This window comes from Collimonas sp. OK242, from assembly GCF_900107095.1.
Taxonomy (GTDB): domain Bacteria; phylum Pseudomonadota; class Gammaproteobacteria; order Burkholderiales; family Burkholderiaceae_D; genus Collimonas.
This window is the reverse complement of sequence record NZ_FNOR01000012.1, coordinates 21,542-38,039: the sequence shown is the minus strand read 5'-3', so window position 1 is coordinate 38,039 and position 16,498 is coordinate 21,542. Positions and strand designations below refer to the sequence as shown.

Below are 16,498 nucleotides of genomic sequence, written 5' to 3'. Positions count from 1 at the left end.
GGGACGACGCCGGATTGAATTGAATTAACGTATGCCTTACAAAAATGCGGACGAAAAAAAACGCGGACCAGCCGCGCTTTTTTCATCATGCAAGTAGAAAAAGGCCTCGACTAGCGTCGCTCACAGATTGTGGTGGTAGTTCGCGGTGTCATAACCGGGATGCCTTTCTCGCTCTTACAGATGTTGAATTCGTTTTAGTTAATCTGCCGCATAGGGTGATAACAGCGGCGACAACAGAATGCTACCGATCATACCAGAAAACGGGCGCGGCATGGCAAGCGCGCAATATATTCTATTGCGTGCCGCCTAAGCTCCATCGTTCCCGCGATTCCACCACCCTCCTCCCAACGCTTGAAACAAGGCCGCCGTATCGGCAAACCGCGCCGCCTGCGCTTGCGCCAGATTGATCACCGCTTGCTGATAGCTTTGTTGCGCCGTCAATAAGGTTTGCGGACTGGACGCACCCAGCTGCACCGATTTTCGCGAGATCTCAAGACTGTGTGCGGCAGCGCGTTCGGCGACGGCTTGCGCCTGCAGCGCATCGGCATCGTATTGCAAGGCGCGCAAACTGTCGGCAACGTTTTGAAAGGCAAGGATCACCGTACTTTTATACTGCGCCGCAGCCTGCTCCAGCAAGGCTTCCGAAGCGCGCTTCTTATGCAGCAGTGCGCCGCCGGCAAACAGGGGTTGCGTCAGACCGCCAACCAGACCCCACAAACCGCTACCCGCAGTAAATAAATTCCCCATCTGCGCCGCTGCAGTGCCGATATTTGCGCTCAAGGTAATCTGCGGCAGCATGTTCGCAGTAGCAACGCCGACAGCGGCGCTGGCAGCGTGCAACTGCGCTTCAGCCGCACGCACGTCCGGCCGTTGCCGCACCAGGCTGGACGGCAGGCTGACCGGCAATTGCTGCGGCAGACTGAGACTGGCAAGATCGAACTTCTGCTCCAGCCCCTGGCTTGGGAAACGCCCGGCCAAAGCGGTCAGACGATCCCGTTGTTGCGCCAGCGATTTCTGCAAGGGCGGCAAGCTGGCCCGGGTCTGCGCCAGTGCTGCCTGTTGCGTCAGGACATCGGCTTGCGCGACGTCGCCTAATGCATACTGACGCTGCAACAATGCGAGTAATTCGGCCTGGACTTTAAGCACCTCCTGAGTCGCGCTGATCTGCGCCCGCAGCCCGGCTTCCTGTACTGCCGCAGCCACCACATTCGAGGTCAGCGTCAGGTAAGCCGCTTCCTGCAGAAACTTCTGTTGTTCGGCCTGTGCTTGCAACCCCTCTACCTGGCGCCGATTACCGCCAAACGCATCCAGCGTGTAAGACACGCTGACCTGCGCCGTATGCAGATTGAATGGCGAAGCGCCCTGCCCGGCAGACTGCGGCTGCTTCTGCCGGGTCGGCGTCAGGCTGGCGCTGACGCTAGGGAAAAACGCCCCCTGCTGCACCGACACTTGTTCCTGCGCCGCACGCAGCGCCGCTTGCGCTGACTGCAAATCGGGGCTGGCCTTGAGCGCCTCTTCGATTACAGCATTCAATGCCGGTGAATTGAACAGGGTCCACCACTGGGCAGGAATATCCATGCCATCGACAAACTGCTGCGCATCGCCGCCCAGCGTCGCTGCGGAAGAAGTTTTTGCTTGCAAGGGCTGTTTGGTATATCCATGCACCTGAGGTGCGTCCGGCTGTTTAAAATCCGGTCCGGCCGCACAACCTGTCAGCGCCAGTAGCGCCGCCAGCGCCGAAGCCCTGAGTTTACAATCTATTGCGTTCATGTTTTCACCTGCTCAAGATTCGTTCGATCGTCCGCCTAGCGGCCGTCATTTTCCTTGCTTATACCGCGCCGTTTTTCAATCCAGCTCTCCAGCGAGTAATAGAAGGCAGGCAGGATGAACAGCGTCAGCATGGTGGCGACAATCAGGCCGCCCACCACCACCGTTGCCAGCCCGCGCTGGACATCGGTGCCGACACCGGTGGCCAGGGCCGCCGGCAACATCCCTACCGAGGCTACGGTTGCCGTCATCAGCACCGGCCGGAAACGTTCGAAGGCGCCTGCCAGCACTGCCTCCAGCAATGCCACGCCTTGCCGCCGGACCCGATTGATATTGGATACCATGATGATGCCGTTCTGCACCGCCACGCCAAACAACGCGATGAAGCCGACCCCGGTAGCCACGTTGATCGTGCCGTTGGTCACCCGCAGCGCGATCAAGCCCCCTAGTGCGGCCAGCGGCACCACCCCCAGGATCAGCAATGCTTGCCGCAGCTTGCCGAAACCCGCATATAAAATAACCGCCATCAAACCCAACACCAGGCCGAACACCAGTATCAAACGCGATTGCGCCCGCTCCTGGTTCTCGAATTGCCCGGCCCATTCGAGACGGTATTTGGTTTTATCGAAATGCACTTTCTGCGCCACCTGGGCTTGGGCATCCTGGTAATACGACAGCAAATCGCGATTGGCATAGTCCAGGCGTACGGTCAGCTGGCGATGTGTATTCTCATGGGCAATCGTGCTCTCGCCGGTGGTGGTGCGGATATGCGCCACCTGCGACAAGGGGATCCGTGCACCGCCAGCGGTCGTCAGCAACAAATCGCCCAGCGCTTCCGAGCTATTGCGGCTGCTCTTGGGGAAGCGCACCGTAACGTTATGCACCTTATCCGCCAGATACAACTGGGTGACCGGCGCGCCGCCGATACCGGTCTGTATCAGATTGGCGATATCGGCCACGTTAATCCCCAGGCGGGCGGCGGCAGCGCGATCGATGTCGATCGCCACCTGCGGCACCGGAGGCTCCTGGAATATCGCCACGTCAGCAGAGCCTTTCACGCCATGCAGCACCTCGACGATCTGATTGCCGATGCGGCGCAGTTCCTTGAAATCCTCGCCATACACGCGAATTACCAGCGGACTGTGCGCGCCACCCACCGCATCGTTGACGCCATCGCTGATCGGCTGGCTGATGCCGACTGAAAAACCGGGCAGCTGCGACAGACGCGCGTTCAGCCGCTGTACAAACTGTTCCTTGGTTTCGCCGTTGGGCCAGGTACTGTACGGTTTCAGGCCGACCGGAACTTCCATATGCGACGGCGTCCACGGATCGGTGCCATCATCGCTGCGGCCGAGCTGAGTCACGGCATAGGACACCTCGGGAAATTCCAGCAATGTGCGGCGCAATTCGCTGGCCATCTCGCTGCCCTTGTCGAGCGACAAACCCGACGGCATTTGCACCTGCAGCCAGAGCGTGCCTTCATCCAGATTCGGCATGAATTCACGGCCGGTAGCGGCGCCCAGCACGATCACGCCGGCCAAAGATGCCGCGCCGATCCCATATGAAACCGCAGGATTATTCAACAAGCGCCCCAGGGTCTTGCGGTAGCCGGCGCTGAGCCATTCCAGCGGCTGGTTATGAAAAATCCGGCGCGGCTTGTGCAATGCCATATAGGCCAGCCCGGGCACCAGCACGATGCTGCACAATAAAGCGCCGATCAATGCATAAGCCACGGTGAAAGCCATCGGCGACAGCAATTTTCCTTCGGCGCGCTCGAAAGCGAACAGCGGCAGATAGGCAACGATGATAATCAGGGTGGCGAAGAAGATCGGCCGGATCACCTCGGTGGTGGCATCGCGCACGTCGGTCTCGGTCAGCACCACCTCGGGCCTGGCTTCGCGCCTGCGCAAGATCGCTTCGGTGACCACGATCGCACCATCGACAATGATGCCGAAATCAATCGCCCCCAACGAAAACAGGTTGGCCGGCATCTTGGTCAGGTACATCATGATGAACACCGTCACCAGCGCCAGCGGGATGGTCACTGCGGCCACCAGCGCGCTGCGCGGGCTGCCGAGAAACAGAATCAGGACGATGCAGACCAGGCCGATACCCTCCATGACGGTATGGCCGACCTTGTGGATGGTCAGCTGGATCAAATCATCGCGATCGATATACGGCACAATCTTGACATCCATAGGCGCCAGCTGCTTTTGCAACTGATCTACCTTGGCATGCACATCCTTGATGACTTCCGATGCGTTCTGATACTTCAGCAGCTTGACGACGCCCTGGATGGTGTCGGGGTTATTGTCTTTACCGAGAATGCCTTGCCGTTCCTGGTGGCTATATTGCAGCTTGCCCAGATCACGCACCAGCACCGGCACGCCATTGGCTTGCTTGACCACGACGTTGCCGAGGTCGGTCAGGCTACGCATGAGGCCGATGCCGCGCACGACATAACCTTGTTCGCCGCGCGTAATGCGGCTGCCGCCGGCGTTGGCGTTATTGTTGGTAATGGCGGTCGTCACATCCGACAGAGAAACGCCAAAGCGCTGCAACTGCTTCTGATCGACCTCCAGTTGATACTCCATCGTCAGGCCGCCAAAATTGCCGACTTCAGCAATGCCGGGAACTTGCTGCAACTCCGGGATCACGATCCAGCGCTGGATCTCGGACAGCTCCATCAGATTCTTGCTGTCGGATTCCAGCGTATAGCGATATATTTCGCCGGCGGGACTGGTCACCGAGTCCAGGCTGGGTGTAATACCGGCGGGCAGCGCCGCTTGCGCCATGCGTTCGGTGACACGCTGGCGCTCCCAGTAATCTTCCGCGCCATCTTTGAATGTCAGCGTAATCAGCGACAGGCCGAAAGTACTGGACGAACGCATGTGCACCAGCCCCGGCGTGCCGCTCAACTGCCGTTCCAGCGGGATGGTGATCTGCTGCTCGATTTCTTCGGCAGCCAGACCTGGCGCCTGAGTGGTCACTTGTGCGGTTACATCGGATAACTCAGGATAGGCTTCGACCGCCATCCGGGTCCACGAGTAATAGCCGAACAGTGTCACCATCAAGGTCACCAGGATTACCGCATAGCGCTTTTGCAAGCAATAGCGAACGATATTATTAATCATTGAGCAACACTCCGCCCTTGATCACAATCCGGTCGCCGACCAGCAATCCTTTCCGGATCCGCACGCTGCCATCTTCTTCGTTGCCGGTTTCTATCGTGCGCCGTACAAATGTCCAGGGAGCGACTTCCACGAATACAGTCGTGTTTTCGTTATTCATCAATAAGGCCGACGGCGGAATTACCGGCGCCGAAGCCTGCGCCACGGCAAAAGACGCGTTGGCAAACATGTTCGGCTTGAATTTCCCATCCGTATTGGGCACGCTGATACGCACCAGCGCCCTGCGCGTCTCTGCTTGCAGCACGTCGCTGACAAACGCCACGTTGCCGTGGAATTGTTCGCCTGGGTAAGCCGGCAAGCTGATGCTCGCTGGCTGCCCTTTCTTGATCGACGCCAGCATGTTTTCCGGTACGCTGGCGGTAATCCAGACCGTGTCCAGGTTGGCAATCGTCATCAAGACGGCGTTCGGATCGTTGGCGGCTTGCCCGGCGCCGATGGCCAGGGCGGTGATGCTGCCGGCAGCCGGCGCCACCAGATTCAGGCGTTGCCCGCCGCTGTCGGCGGCAGTTGCGCCACCGGCGCTGAGCGATTTGAGACGCGTATCGGCGCGCGCGAATTCAGCCTGCACCTGGACATAAGTACTTTCAGCTTGCTCCAGGTCTTTGGCCGCACCGGCGCCAGCCTGTTGCACGCCGCGCTGCCGCTCCAGTACCCGCTTCGCCAATTGCAACGCATCGCGGGCTTTTTGCATATCCGCGGTAGCCTGGGCAAAATCGCCGGAAGTCATCACCAGCAGCAACTGCCCCTTACGAACACGATCGCCAAGGCCCACCTTCAACTCAAGCACTTTGCCGGCAACCGGCGGCAGGATGTTAATGGTGCGGGCAGGATCCGCCTCCACCTGCGCCGGCAGCTCCAGCGCATGCGCGGCGTCCAGCGCTGTCACGGTTTGTACCGCAATGCGCTGCCGCAAGGGCGAATGCTGCGGGATTGTGATGCGCTCGCCCTGCCTGGTGAAATTCGCGGCCGGTTCACTATTGGCGGCGCTGGCGGAAGCCTTGCTGCCGGACTCGGCGAAAGCAAGTCCGCCGGCGATCAATATGCAGACGGCAAGGATCGCCAGAGGTTTGCGTTGAAAAAGAGGATTGTTCATGATCGTGCTCGCGCTTGTGCTCATGTTAAGAGATTGTTTTTCACGTAAGCCCCTAGCGATGTCGCCATCTGGAGGGCCGGACGCCATTTTTTTCAACCGGGATAGTTGCCAGAGATTGCAGGCGGTATCGGTTTTGGTCAGCGCGGCTGAAGAGCGGCGCAAGGAGCTCGCGTGCGGCGACATAAGATGCATGCCGTTCGCCGCGGCTCTGCAAGGTGGACATAGCTAGCCCCACCAAACTGGGACTCGTATAGGCTACAGACCGATTCTGTCAGAAACCTGAAGGAAAGCTGACAAAATCCTGACAACGCGATTCTGTCGACAGATCGTGTCAAGCGCTCGCAGCGCCATAGGTCGCTGCGACAGCAATCAGATAGCGCATGACCTGTGTATGGAGGAAGGGCTATTTAGCGGTGAATCACGGGCGCACCCAACTGGCGGGGGCCGGCAGGAGTTTGAATATGTGCGATCAGCCAAGGCTGTTCACCGGCGGCGATGGGCGTTGCGGAAAATGCATCGTCAAATCCCAGACGCGCCAGCATCTGGTTTATCTGCTCCGCTTCTGCATGAAACGCTTCCAGGCGTATCAAGGAACAACCCAAGTCCTGCAGTTTGCTGGCGGGATGCGTTTCCGTCTGCCATTCGATGAGCGCGGGTACGATGCCATGGAAAGGTAGCCTGCCATCGGCAGGAATGCTGATCAGCCAATTCAACTGGCCGCGCGTCATAGGCTCAATTTCTCCCACAGGAACCGGCGATGCCGCTACTGCCGCCACCGCTGCATAAATGTCGCTGGTCCGCGCCACCCACGTCGCTAGCCGCGGCAGGCAATCGGGAGCCAATTCGTCAAGCTGGAACCAGCGCGGCCGATCAGGGCGCGCGGCATCCGGATTCACCGCGATCACCTCAAGAAAAATTTCGTTGCCGAGCCTCAAAAGGCAATTGTGCGTCCCCATGCGCGGATGTTCGCCACCGATTTCAAGTGCGACGCCGAGCGCGCGGCGCACATATTCCACGCCGTCCGCCAAGGATGGCGCAGTAATGACTATGTGGTCGATGGCAGTACGCGGCATGAGATGGCTTTTCGAGATTCGGTACAGAAGACTTCGCCACAAGCTACCACAGCGAGACAAACCCCGCAAAAACCAGCAATGCGGAAGCAACCAGGGAACTCCCGGCGCCGACCATATTACCCAGGTAGGGCCGCCGCGCCCAACTTCTTCCGCCACGAATTGACGACTTGCGCGGGCGCACCTTGCTTGATGGATCTTGCAAATGTAATCAATTGCATCATTATTTGATTAACAAGCAATCACACGTATAGTTGGCGCAACTCAACACCAATACGTCGATAGAAGTTGTCCATGGCTACGCAGCGGACGCCTCAAAGTTCAAGTAAACTTGAAGCGGCATACTTTTCGAGGAATCCGGATGAGCGAGATATTGATCACTATCGGCGAACTGGCGAAACGGTCCGGCGTAGCCGCAAGCGCATTGCGTTACTATGAAGAGCAGGGACTGTTAAGCAGCAAGCGTGAAACAGGACGGCAACGGCAATTTTCCCGCGATGTATTGCGCCGGGTTGCCTTCATCCGGGTGGCACAGACGGTGGGCCTCAGCCTTGACGAGATCAAGACAGCCCTGTCGACGTTGCCGCAAAAACGCACGCCGACCAGGCAAGACTGGGAGCAACTATCGCGCTCCTGGCAACCCGTGCTGCAACAGCGCATAGATACGCTGACGGCGCTGCGCGACCAACTTACATCGTGCATCGGCTGCGGCTGCCTGTCGCTTAAAAAATGTGCGCTATACAATCCTGACGATGCCGCCCACCGGCGCGGCACAGGGCCGCGCTATCTATTGGGCGACGATCCAACCAGGGTTCTCGTCGGGGACGATACTGATGAGCGCAACTAGGCCCGATTAAGTCACTCGCTCAATTTGAACGATTCCAACTCGCCCGTATAACGTTCGGTACGGACGCCGCCATTCCCATAATATTCTTCGACCGACTTCACCCATCGTTTAACTTCCGGGACATACCAGAATGCTTTATAGGTTCTGCCGGTTGCCGGCACTGCTGTAGTTTTTTGCACCTGTGTGACCATGGTGGTGCCGCCCTGCCCCATCTGCGCCCCTTGAACCACGCTCTGGCCAGGCTCCAGCTCCGCATTCCATCGACCTTCTGATTCGACTTTTATTGCCTTGAATTTTCCAGCCGGCACTTCCACCGTTTCAAAGCCGACAACCGTAAACTTGTTGTTCCACTGTTCAAACCGGTGCACCTTATTAGGATGCTGTTCCGTATATTGCACTTCCCAGGTTTTGCCGGCGGTCAATGGAAATGAAAATGGCTTATTGACCACTGTTTCTTTGCCGTTGACATCGCGGCTACGGCTCCAGTCTGCACCGGAAAACACCTCGGTTGCGGCCTGCGTCGAACCGCTTTGTTTCGACGAGTAGTAAATACTGGAAGAAGTCACATGGGAAACCGTCACCTCGGAACGGCTCTGGCCCCACCCTGACGGCCCTTTCTCCACCGTAGTTCGATAAGTCCAGCTATCTCCCGCCTTGACCGACGGGGCATCAACGGATTGCGCTAAACCAGGTAATGCAAGGGCCGCGCCGATCAAACCTAGAACGATGTTTTTCATAAAGAAATATTATTATAGAGAAAAGTACATCATATCGGCTTCAATCCCTCGCGTCACCAAAGAGATCAAAATGGAAACATTTGGAAACAACTTTGTTTCCAAATAGAAAAATACCAACTTATACTTCACGTCGCAAGTTGGATCTCCCTACATAATTAACAACAATATCAAGGTAAATTTATGCGCCCTTCTTTTCGGCCGACGCTGATGCTCGGACTGATCACCATATTGACGGCGTGCGGTGGTGGAGGTAATTCAAGCAGTACCGCGTCAACCGGGAATTCAACGACAACCGCAGCTAGCACGCCGGCAGTCGTGCCAAATGGGTCGACGTTGACCATGACGCAAAACAGTTCAGTGCTGGTGCCGTCCGGCACGACAGTTAGTTCCCCCAACGGCAGTATCGTCACTATTAGCGGCACGTCCAATACGGTTTATACCCAGGTAGGTGCGACCGTCAGCGTGCCAGCCAATGCAACCGGCCCGGCTAACAATCTGGTATCTACGGGACAAGCTACAAACGGTGCGCTAGCCACAACGCCAGCAACGGTTAGCGTGATCGCCGGTTCGGCAACGACTAATCTTGCCCCTGTCGATGGCTCAGGCGCATCGGCTATTTTCTGGGGTGGCGGACACCTGGCCCTTGACAGCAGTGGCAACATCATCGCTTCTGACCGGGGCGCGCTAAGAAAGGTGACACAGGCCGGCGTTGTAACCACACTGGTACCAGGCTATCAACCCGCAGACTGGGAAGGACTCGCCATTGACAGTAGCGGCAACATTTACGGAGCAGGCTCTTCCGCACAACTAGTTTCGTCCCCTCCTGCTACATGGGGCGCATCGATTTACCAGCTGCCGGTGACGGGAGCGATTAAGGGCATTGCCCTAAACTGGGAAACCTCCACCACCAATCCGTCTATTGGCTGGGGTGGTCTCGCAGTTGACGGCAACGGAAATTTATACTTGGCAGACGGGCCAAACAATCGTATCGTGAAATTCACTGCGACTGGCGTCATGTCGGTATTTGCAGGAAGCGGTACGAGTGGCGGTGGCGACGGAATCGGTACCGCAGCAACGCTGAATAATCCGACGGATTTGGCAATCGATGCCAACGGCAATCTGTATTTTACTGACTCATCCACCAATCAGGGAAAATCGACCATCCGGAAAATCACAGCTGACGGCACCGTCAGCAGTATAGCCACGCTGGGGCAACCAGGGATCCCGATTGCCGTTGACCCGTCTGGCAAGATATATACAACTGACGGCTTCTCAAACATAGTCCGCGTAGATTCCAAAGGTAGTGTCACCACATTTAACACAGGAATAACATCTGGATTTATCACGTCGATAGCCGCTGACGCCAACGGGAATCTATATGTTGGTACCCGCGGTCTTGGCGCGCAGATTCTCAAAATCTCGTTTTAATTTTCACGCTATCTGGCTAAAACGCGTTGCCGCTAATTACGCCAGGGTGACTGCTATTCCCATTTTACGGTATGGCGCAATCAAGGCTTCCGCCACACCGGTGTTCACCACGATTTCACCGATTTGAGTTAACGGCACAATCTGGTACGGCGATGCCGTATCCAGCTTTTCCGGCGAGGCCAGCACCACCGTCTTCAAAGCTGCATGGCACAGTGCGCGCTTGACACAGGCTTCCTCATAATCGCCGGTACTGATGCCGGCCTCGGGATGCAAACTGCACACACCCATGAAATACAGGTCGGCGCGGATCTGGCCGATGGCCTCGATCGCGGCCGCGCCGACGCCGACGATCGAATGCTTGAACAAACGGCCGCCGATCATGACGACTTCGATATGCGGATGCGCCACCAGCTCGATCGCAATCGACGGGCTGTGCGTCACCACGGTCGCCCGCAGCGTCTGCGGCAACTGCCGCGCCAGCTGCACGGCGGTGGTGCCGCCATCGATGAACACCACCTGTCCCGGCTGGATCATGGCAGCGGCGGCACGGCCGATGGCTGGCTTGGCCTCGCTCGAAATCCGTTGCCGCTCAACGAAGGGAGCCGCCGCGGGCGACGCCGGCAAGGCGCCGCCATGGACGCGCTGCAGCAAACCCTCCTTCGCTAGTTGGCGCAGATCGCGCCGAATGGTGTCTTCCGACAGGCCGAGCCGTTCACTAAGCGACTTGGCGACTATCTGCCCGTCTCGCTCCAGGATTTCCAGGAGATGTTGTTTGCGTTGCAGTGTCAGCATGGTTTTTCAGACTCTATTTAAATATTATTTGCACGTTTTTTCTTGATATTTAACGATGTTGCATGATAAATTCCCGAAACGCAAGCTCATGGCGCACCGACAGGAGAATTCCCATGCAAGATGACAGAGTCAAGATACGCAACGTTGAAGTATTGTCGAACGATTGGTATCTGCTGCAGAAAACCACCTTCGATTACCGCCGCGCCGATGGCGACTGGCAAACCTTGACGCGCGAAACCTATGATCGCGGCAACGGCGCCACCATCCTGCTGTACAACCGCGAGCGTCGCAGCGTGATCCTGATTCGCCAGTTCCGCTTCCCTACCTACGGTAACGGCCATGACGGTTTTCTGATCGAAACCGCAGCCGGACTGCTCGACCAGGCCAGCCCCGAGGTGCGGATCAAGGCTGAGGTGGAGGAAGAGACCGGCTATCGTGTGACAGAAGTGCGTAAAGTATTTGAAGCCTTCATGAGCCCGGGCTCGGTCACTGAAAAGCTGTATTTTTTTGTAGCCGAATACGAACCCGGCTCAAGAGTCAGCGATGGCGGCGGCCTGCAAGCTGAAGGCGAAGACATCCAGGTGCTGGAACTGGCGCTGGACCAGGCATTGCAGATGGTAGCCAATGGTGAAATCGCCGACGGCAAGACGATCATGCTGCTGCAATACGCGCAACTGCATTTGCTGCCGTAGCTGGCAATCGCGAGGCGATCTTTTTTCGCAAAACAACATCAAATTCCTGAAATATCCCAACTGCAAAGCCAAGGTGTAAGCTAAGACTTGGAAATCTGCTGATATGGGATGCATCCCTCGTAAGGAAATCCAGACTTTGCCGACTAATCACCAGCTCCGCAAAAACTTAGCTATCGAAGAGGATGGATATCATGGATAACTTATCAACAAAAACCAGGCAAGCATCTGCACTGCCTTATATCAAGGGATTGCTGACGGCATGCGGACTCGGGCTGGCCCTGCTGCTTGGACAAAATCTCGCATTGTCGTCGGAAGCGGCGAAAATCGTACCCCCGCCCGCCAGCGACGAACAGGCATCGGGCGCGGAGCATTCGGCAACCGCCGTTTTCGCAGGCGGCTGTTTCTGGGGCGTGCAAGGCGTTTTCCAGCATGTGCGCGGAGTCACCGATGTAGTCTCGGGTTACGCAGGCGGCAGCCGCGATACAGCACAATATAACCGGGTCAGCGAGGGCGATACCGGACATGCGGAATCAGTGCAAATCACTTACGATCCGACGCAAATTACGTATGGCAAGCTGCTCCAGATATTTTTCTCGGTTGCCCATGATCCTACCGAGCTGAATCGCCAGGGACCGGATTCCGGCACGCAATATCGATCGGCAATCTTTCCCGCCAACGACATGCAGCGCAAGATCGCACTGGCGTACGTCGGGCAAATCGATAAAAGCAAAGTGTTCAGCAAACCGCTGGCGACGCGTATAGAAACCTTCCACGGCTTTTATCCTGCCGAGGCCTACCACCAGAATTTCCTGACACGCAATCCCGGCTACCCTTATATCGTCGTCAACGACTTGCCCAAGATCGATGAGCTCAAGCGCTTATTCCCGAACCTGTATGGTGCCCAACCGGTACTTACCAAGGTCGCGTCGCGCTAGAACGAACTTTCGGCTTTAGATTGGTGCATCGCATGTGATAAATTCGGTGTGGGCTGTCATCTTGATCGCCCGCCCATTTCTCTTATCGCATCCGGATTCAATTAATGACCAAACCTAAGCCTTTTTCGATGATTCGCGAATTTCACCTCGCCGACTGGTTCACGCTCAGCAATGCGTTTTGCGGCGTGGGCGCCTTGTTTTCAGTGATGACTTATCTGCAGACACGCGAAGTGCTGCACATCTTCATCGCATGCGGCTTGATTCCGGCAGCGCTGGTGTTCGACATACTCGATGGCCGCATTGCGCGTTGGCGCGCTCAAAGCTCGGCCATGGGGCGCGAGCTGGATTCACTGGCCGACATCATTTCGTTTGGCGTCGCGCCCGCGGTGATCGCCTATGGCTGCGGCATGCAAGGGCTGGTGGATCGCATCATCCTGGTATTTTTTGTCGCTTGCGGCGTATCGCGCCTGGCGCGTTATAACGTCACCTCTGAAAAACTTTCCGAAGGCGGCGACAAGGTAAGATACTTCGAGGGCACGCCGATTCCCACCTCATTGCTATTGGTCATGGTGCTGGCTGCCGCCGCCTGGCACGACGCTTTGGGCGAGCAACTGTGGCTAGGCGTGATATACGTCGCTGGCTTTCAGTTTCACCCCCTGGTGTTGATGTTTGCCGCTTCAGGCGCGTTGATGGTGAGCCGGATCCGGATCCCGAAACTATAAGACATAAGACCCAGGTAGTTTCACGGGGTCGGTTTCCCTGTCATAAAACTTCCCAAGATCTCCACTAGCGGACGCAATAGGTCTACACTAAAAGCTGGCGTAAATGGGGGGAGTTACATCATGACCGACATCGATCCCAAGAGCAGTTTCCGAGGACTGCCGTTGACCCCGGAGCAAGACGCGGAAATCAGGCACTACATCACCGTGAAAAAACGCCATGGCGAGCCGTGGGACACGCCAGAGCTGAGCGCCATGCTGAAAGACATGCTGGAGCCGCCGAGCGAAGACGATGAGGAAGATGAGTTCGGCGCTAGCCTGGATCAGACCAAAGCCGTAGCCGAACGGGCTGCCGCAGCTATCGAAGATATCATCGACCCCATCGAAGCCAGCGAGGAACGCAATGCCGCGATGGAATCGGAAGCGATGAAGAAACAAATGCGCTGACCGGCGGCGAGGCATCAGCCGCGCCGCCGTGCCGCTTGCGGCCAATCTCCAGCTAACTTTCAGTTTCATTCCAATGATAAATTGATATCATTAATTTTTATCACGGGAACTAATCCGCCATTAATCCGCCATACATGACATGCCTCTACAAAATCGTGACTACGACTTTGCAGCCGATGCGTTGTTTCTGGATTTTGACAATACGCTGGTCGATTTTGCCCCGCTGCCGGAAAGCGTGGTGCTGCCGCCAGGCTTGATAACAACTTTGCAACGACTGCAACAAGCTGCAAACGGCGCGCTGGCCATCATCAGCGGCCGTCCGCTAGAACAGATCGATCATTTCCTCTCGCCCTTGCGTTTGCCTGCGGCCGGCGTCCACGGCGCCGAGCGGCGCGGTAGCGATGGGCGCGTGGCGCAACTGCCGGTGCCGGACATAAAACGTTTGCTGGCTTATCTGCAACCGCTGGCAACGCAGCATGCCGGCTTGCTGCTGGAGGCTAAACGCGGCGCACTGGCATTGCATTACAGGCGCGCTCCGCATCTGGAGCAGATTTGCGTGCAAGCAATGACCCAAGCCATGGCCCACGAGCAAGGATTTACGTTATTGCGCGGCAGCATGGTGGTCGAAGCCAAAGCGGCCGATGCCGACAAAGGCCGGGCCATTGCGGCATTCATGAATGAAGCGCCGTTTGCCGGCCGCCGCCCGGTATTTATCGGCGACGACATCACCGATGAAGCCGGCTTCGCCTGGGTCCAGTCGCAGCCGGCAGGCGGCCTCGGCATCAAAGTAGGTGCAGGTCCAAGTCTTGCACATGCACGTATCGCCAGCCCGGCGGCAGTGCGCAGGATGCTGGCGCACGTATCGGGGCAACTCGGGTAACCGGGGCATCCGCATTAGGGCAACCGCAATACACTGAACGCGAAGGAAATCATGACCAAGCCACCCACCGAAACCTTGGGCGCTGCAGCAGAGATCGACAGCGCCGCAATCCCATCCACGTCCTCCCTCGACCTCGCCGTCATCGGCAATTGCTCCCTCAACGCCCTGATAGATAAACTGGGACGCATGGTCTGGTGCTGCTTGCCTCGCTTTGATGGCGATCCTGTCTTTAACGCCCTGCTCGACCCCACTGAAAACGGCAGCCTGTGGAGTTTCGAGCTGGAGAATTTCTCACATAGCGAGCAGTGGTATGAACCGAATACCGCGGTGCTGCATACCCGCCTGTTTGACACCCTGGGGCAAAGCGTGGAAATTACCGACTTCGCCCCGCGCTTTCCTAGCCGCGGCCGCTACTTCCGCCCCTTGACCGTGGTGCGCCGCCTGCAAGCACTGAGCGGCGCGCCACGGCTGCGCGTTTTATTGCGCCCGAGTTTCGACTGGGGACGCGAAATACCGGCAATCACACGCGGCAGCAATCACTTGCGCTTTGTCGGATCGGAACAGACCCTGCGCCTGAATACCGATGCCCCCATCAGCTATCTGCTGGCGGAAACCGCATTTGTCATCAGCCGGCCATACAATTTCATACTGGGGCCGGATGAAACCCTGCTCAATGGCGTCGGCGACACCGCCAGAAGTTTCGAACAGGAAACCCTGACATACTGGCGCGGCTGGAGCCGCGCGTTGGCCACGCCGCTGGAATGGCAATCCGCTGTGATTCGTGCCGCAATTACCCTGAAGCTGTCCTTGTATGAGGACACCGGCGCGATCGTCGCCGCCATGACCACCAGCGTGCCGGAAGCGCCTGGCAGCGCGCGCAATTGGGACTATCGCTACTGCTGGCTGCGCGACGCATTTTTCGTGGTGCGGGCGCTCAACAGCCTGTCTGAGCTCGGCACCATGGAAGACTATCTGCGCTGGCTAGGCAATGTGGTGGTCAGGAGCGCCGGCGGTCATGTGCAGCCTTTGTATGGCATAGGCCTGGAACAATCGTTACCGGAAATAACCATCGATCACCTGCCCGGATATCGGCATCATGCGCCGGTGCGTGTCGGCAATCAGGCTTACGAACATTTCCAGCATGATGTCTATGGCAATATCGTGCTCGGTGCGGCGCAATCGTTTCATGATGAACGGCTGCTGAATCGTTCCGGCGTCGAACAATTCCTGCATCTGGAGGCATGCGGCGAACGCGCCTTTGCGCTCTACGATCAAGCGGACGCCGGCATGTGGGAATTGCGCACCCGTTCGCGCATCCACACCTCATCGGCATTGATGAGCTGGGCCGCCTGCGACCGCCTGGCCAAGATCGCCGCCAAACTCGAACTCCAGGAGCGCGCCGCCTGTTGGCAGGAACGCGCTGAAATCATAGGAAAACGCATCCTGGCCGAAGCCTGGAACGAAGAGCGGCAGACTTATGCCGAAAGTTTCGGCGGCCGCGATCTCGACGCCAGCGTGCTGCTGATGGTGGAAGTGGGCCTGGTCGCGCCTACCGATAAACGCTTTATCGCCACCGTTGACGCCCTGGAAAAATATCTATGCGACGGCCCCTATATGCGGCGCTACGAAGCACCCGACGATTTCGGCCGGCCGGAAACGGCATTCAATATCTGTACTTTCTGGCGCATCGATGCGTTGGCGCGCATCGGCCGCAAAGAACAGGCGCGCGAGATTTTCGAGAGCATGCTGGCCACCCGCAATCATGTGGGCCTGCTGTCGGAGGATACCCATCCTGTCACCGGCGAAATGTGGGGTAACTTCCCGCAGACTTATTCCATGGTCGGCATCATCAACTGCGCCATGCGCTTGTCGGCGGCGTGGGAGACTGCCATCTGAACGC

14 protein-coding genes are annotated in these 16,498 nt (G+C 57.5%); 8 read left to right on the top strand and 6 right to left on the bottom strand.

Going from position 1 to position 16,498, the window contains the following annotated elements; all coding sequences use genetic code 11:
* Positions 1–306 precede the first annotated feature (306 nt).
* The 4 genes from BLV81_RS14480 to BLV81_RS14460 all read right to left on the bottom strand — a co-directional run bounded on the left by BLV81_RS14480 (position 307) and on the right by BLV81_RS14460 (position 7,124).
* A complete protein-coding gene (locus BLV81_RS14480) occupies positions 307–1,770 on the bottom strand; it encodes an efflux transporter outer membrane subunit (RefSeq protein WP_092357467.1) in 1,464 nt (487 codons plus the stop codon).
* A 35-nt stretch (positions 1,771–1,805) separates the two neighbouring features.
* Entirely contained in the window at positions 1,806–4,901 is a 3,096-nt protein-coding gene (locus tag BLV81_RS14475) for an efflux RND transporter permease subunit (protein ID WP_092357465.1), read from the bottom strand.
* Entirely contained in the window at positions 4,894–6,051 is a 1,158-nt protein-coding gene (locus BLV81_RS14470; protein ID WP_092357463.1) for an efflux RND transporter periplasmic adaptor subunit, read from the bottom strand. The genes BLV81_RS14475 and BLV81_RS14470 overlap by 8 nt, the downstream gene beginning before the upstream one ends.
* 407 nt (positions 6,052–6,458) lie before the next feature.
* Positions 6,459–7,124, bottom strand: coding sequence for a VOC family protein (locus BLV81_RS14460; protein ID WP_092357459.1), 666 nt, complete (start codon positions 7,122–7,124; stop codon positions 6,459–6,461).
* A gap of 358 nt (positions 7,125–7,482) precedes the next feature.
* Between BLV81_RS14460 and soxR the strand changes: the two genes are divergently transcribed.
* Positions 7,483–7,968 carry a redox-sensitive transcriptional activator SoxR gene (soxR, locus tag BLV81_RS14455; RefSeq protein WP_092357457.1) on the top strand — a complete coding sequence of 162 codons (486 nt, stop codon included), beginning with the start codon at positions 7,483–7,485 and terminating at the stop codon, positions 7,966–7,968.
* Between the two features lie 11 nt (positions 7,969–7,979).
* On the opposite strand, the gene BLV81_RS14450 is transcribed toward soxR, so the two are convergent.
* Positions 7,980–8,705, bottom strand: coding sequence for a hypothetical protein (locus tag BLV81_RS14450; protein ID WP_092357455.1), 726 nt, complete (start codon positions 8,703–8,705; stop codon positions 7,980–7,982).
* Positions 8,706–9,044: 339 nt separating this feature from the next.
* On the opposite strand from BLV81_RS14450, the gene BLV81_RS14445 reads away from it, so the two are divergent.
* Positions 9,045–10,133: a two-component regulator propeller domain-containing protein gene (locus BLV81_RS14445; protein ID WP_092357453.1), complete on the top strand. Its 1,089-nt coding sequence runs from the start codon at positions 9,045–9,047 to the stop codon at positions 10,131–10,133.
* 36 nt (positions 10,134–10,169) lie between these two features.
* Here the strand turns inward: BLV81_RS14445 and BLV81_RS14440 are convergent, their stop codons facing one another.
* Complete coding sequence (locus tag BLV81_RS14440) at positions 10,170–10,925, bottom strand: DeoR/GlpR family DNA-binding transcription regulator (protein WP_092357451.1); 756 nt, start codon at positions 10,923–10,925, stop codon at positions 10,170–10,172.
* Positions 10,926–11,038: 113 nt separating this feature from the next.
* On the opposite strand from BLV81_RS14440, the gene BLV81_RS14435 reads away from it, so the two are divergent.
* The 6 genes from BLV81_RS14435 to BLV81_RS14410 all read left to right on the top strand — a co-directional run bounded on the left by BLV81_RS14435 (position 11,039) and on the right by BLV81_RS14410 (position 16,494).
* Positions 11,039–11,617 (top strand): NUDIX domain-containing protein, encoded by a 579-nt coding sequence (locus BLV81_RS14435; protein ID WP_092357449.1) that lies wholly within the window; start codon positions 11,039–11,041, stop codon positions 11,615–11,617.
* A gap of 182 nt (positions 11,618–11,799) precedes the next feature.
* Complete coding sequence (gene msrA / locus BLV81_RS14430) at positions 11,800–12,552, top strand: peptide-methionine (S)-S-oxide reductase MsrA (protein WP_369823884.1); 753 nt, start codon at positions 11,800–11,802, stop codon at positions 12,550–12,552.
* Positions 12,553–12,656: 104 nt separating this feature from the next.
* Entirely contained in the window at positions 12,657–13,274 is a 618-nt protein-coding gene (gene pssA, locus BLV81_RS14425; protein WP_092357447.1) for a CDP-diacylglycerol--serine O-phosphatidyltransferase, read from the top strand.
* A gap of 120 nt (positions 13,275–13,394) precedes the next feature.
* Positions 13,395–13,718 (top strand): hypothetical protein, encoded by a 324-nt coding sequence (locus BLV81_RS14420; protein WP_092357445.1) that lies wholly within the window; start codon positions 13,395–13,397, stop codon positions 13,716–13,718.
* 139 nt (positions 13,719–13,857) lie between these two features.
* Entirely contained in the window at positions 13,858–14,598 is a 741-nt protein-coding gene (otsB, locus tag BLV81_RS14415) for a trehalose-phosphatase (RefSeq protein WP_092357443.1), read from the top strand.
* Between the two features lie 51 nt (positions 14,599–14,649).
* Positions 14,650–16,494: a glycoside hydrolase family 15 protein gene (locus BLV81_RS14410; RefSeq protein ID WP_092357441.1), complete on the top strand. Its 1,845-nt coding sequence runs from the start codon at positions 14,650–14,652 to the stop codon at positions 16,492–16,494.
* Positions 16,495–16,498: the final 4 nt, after the last annotated feature.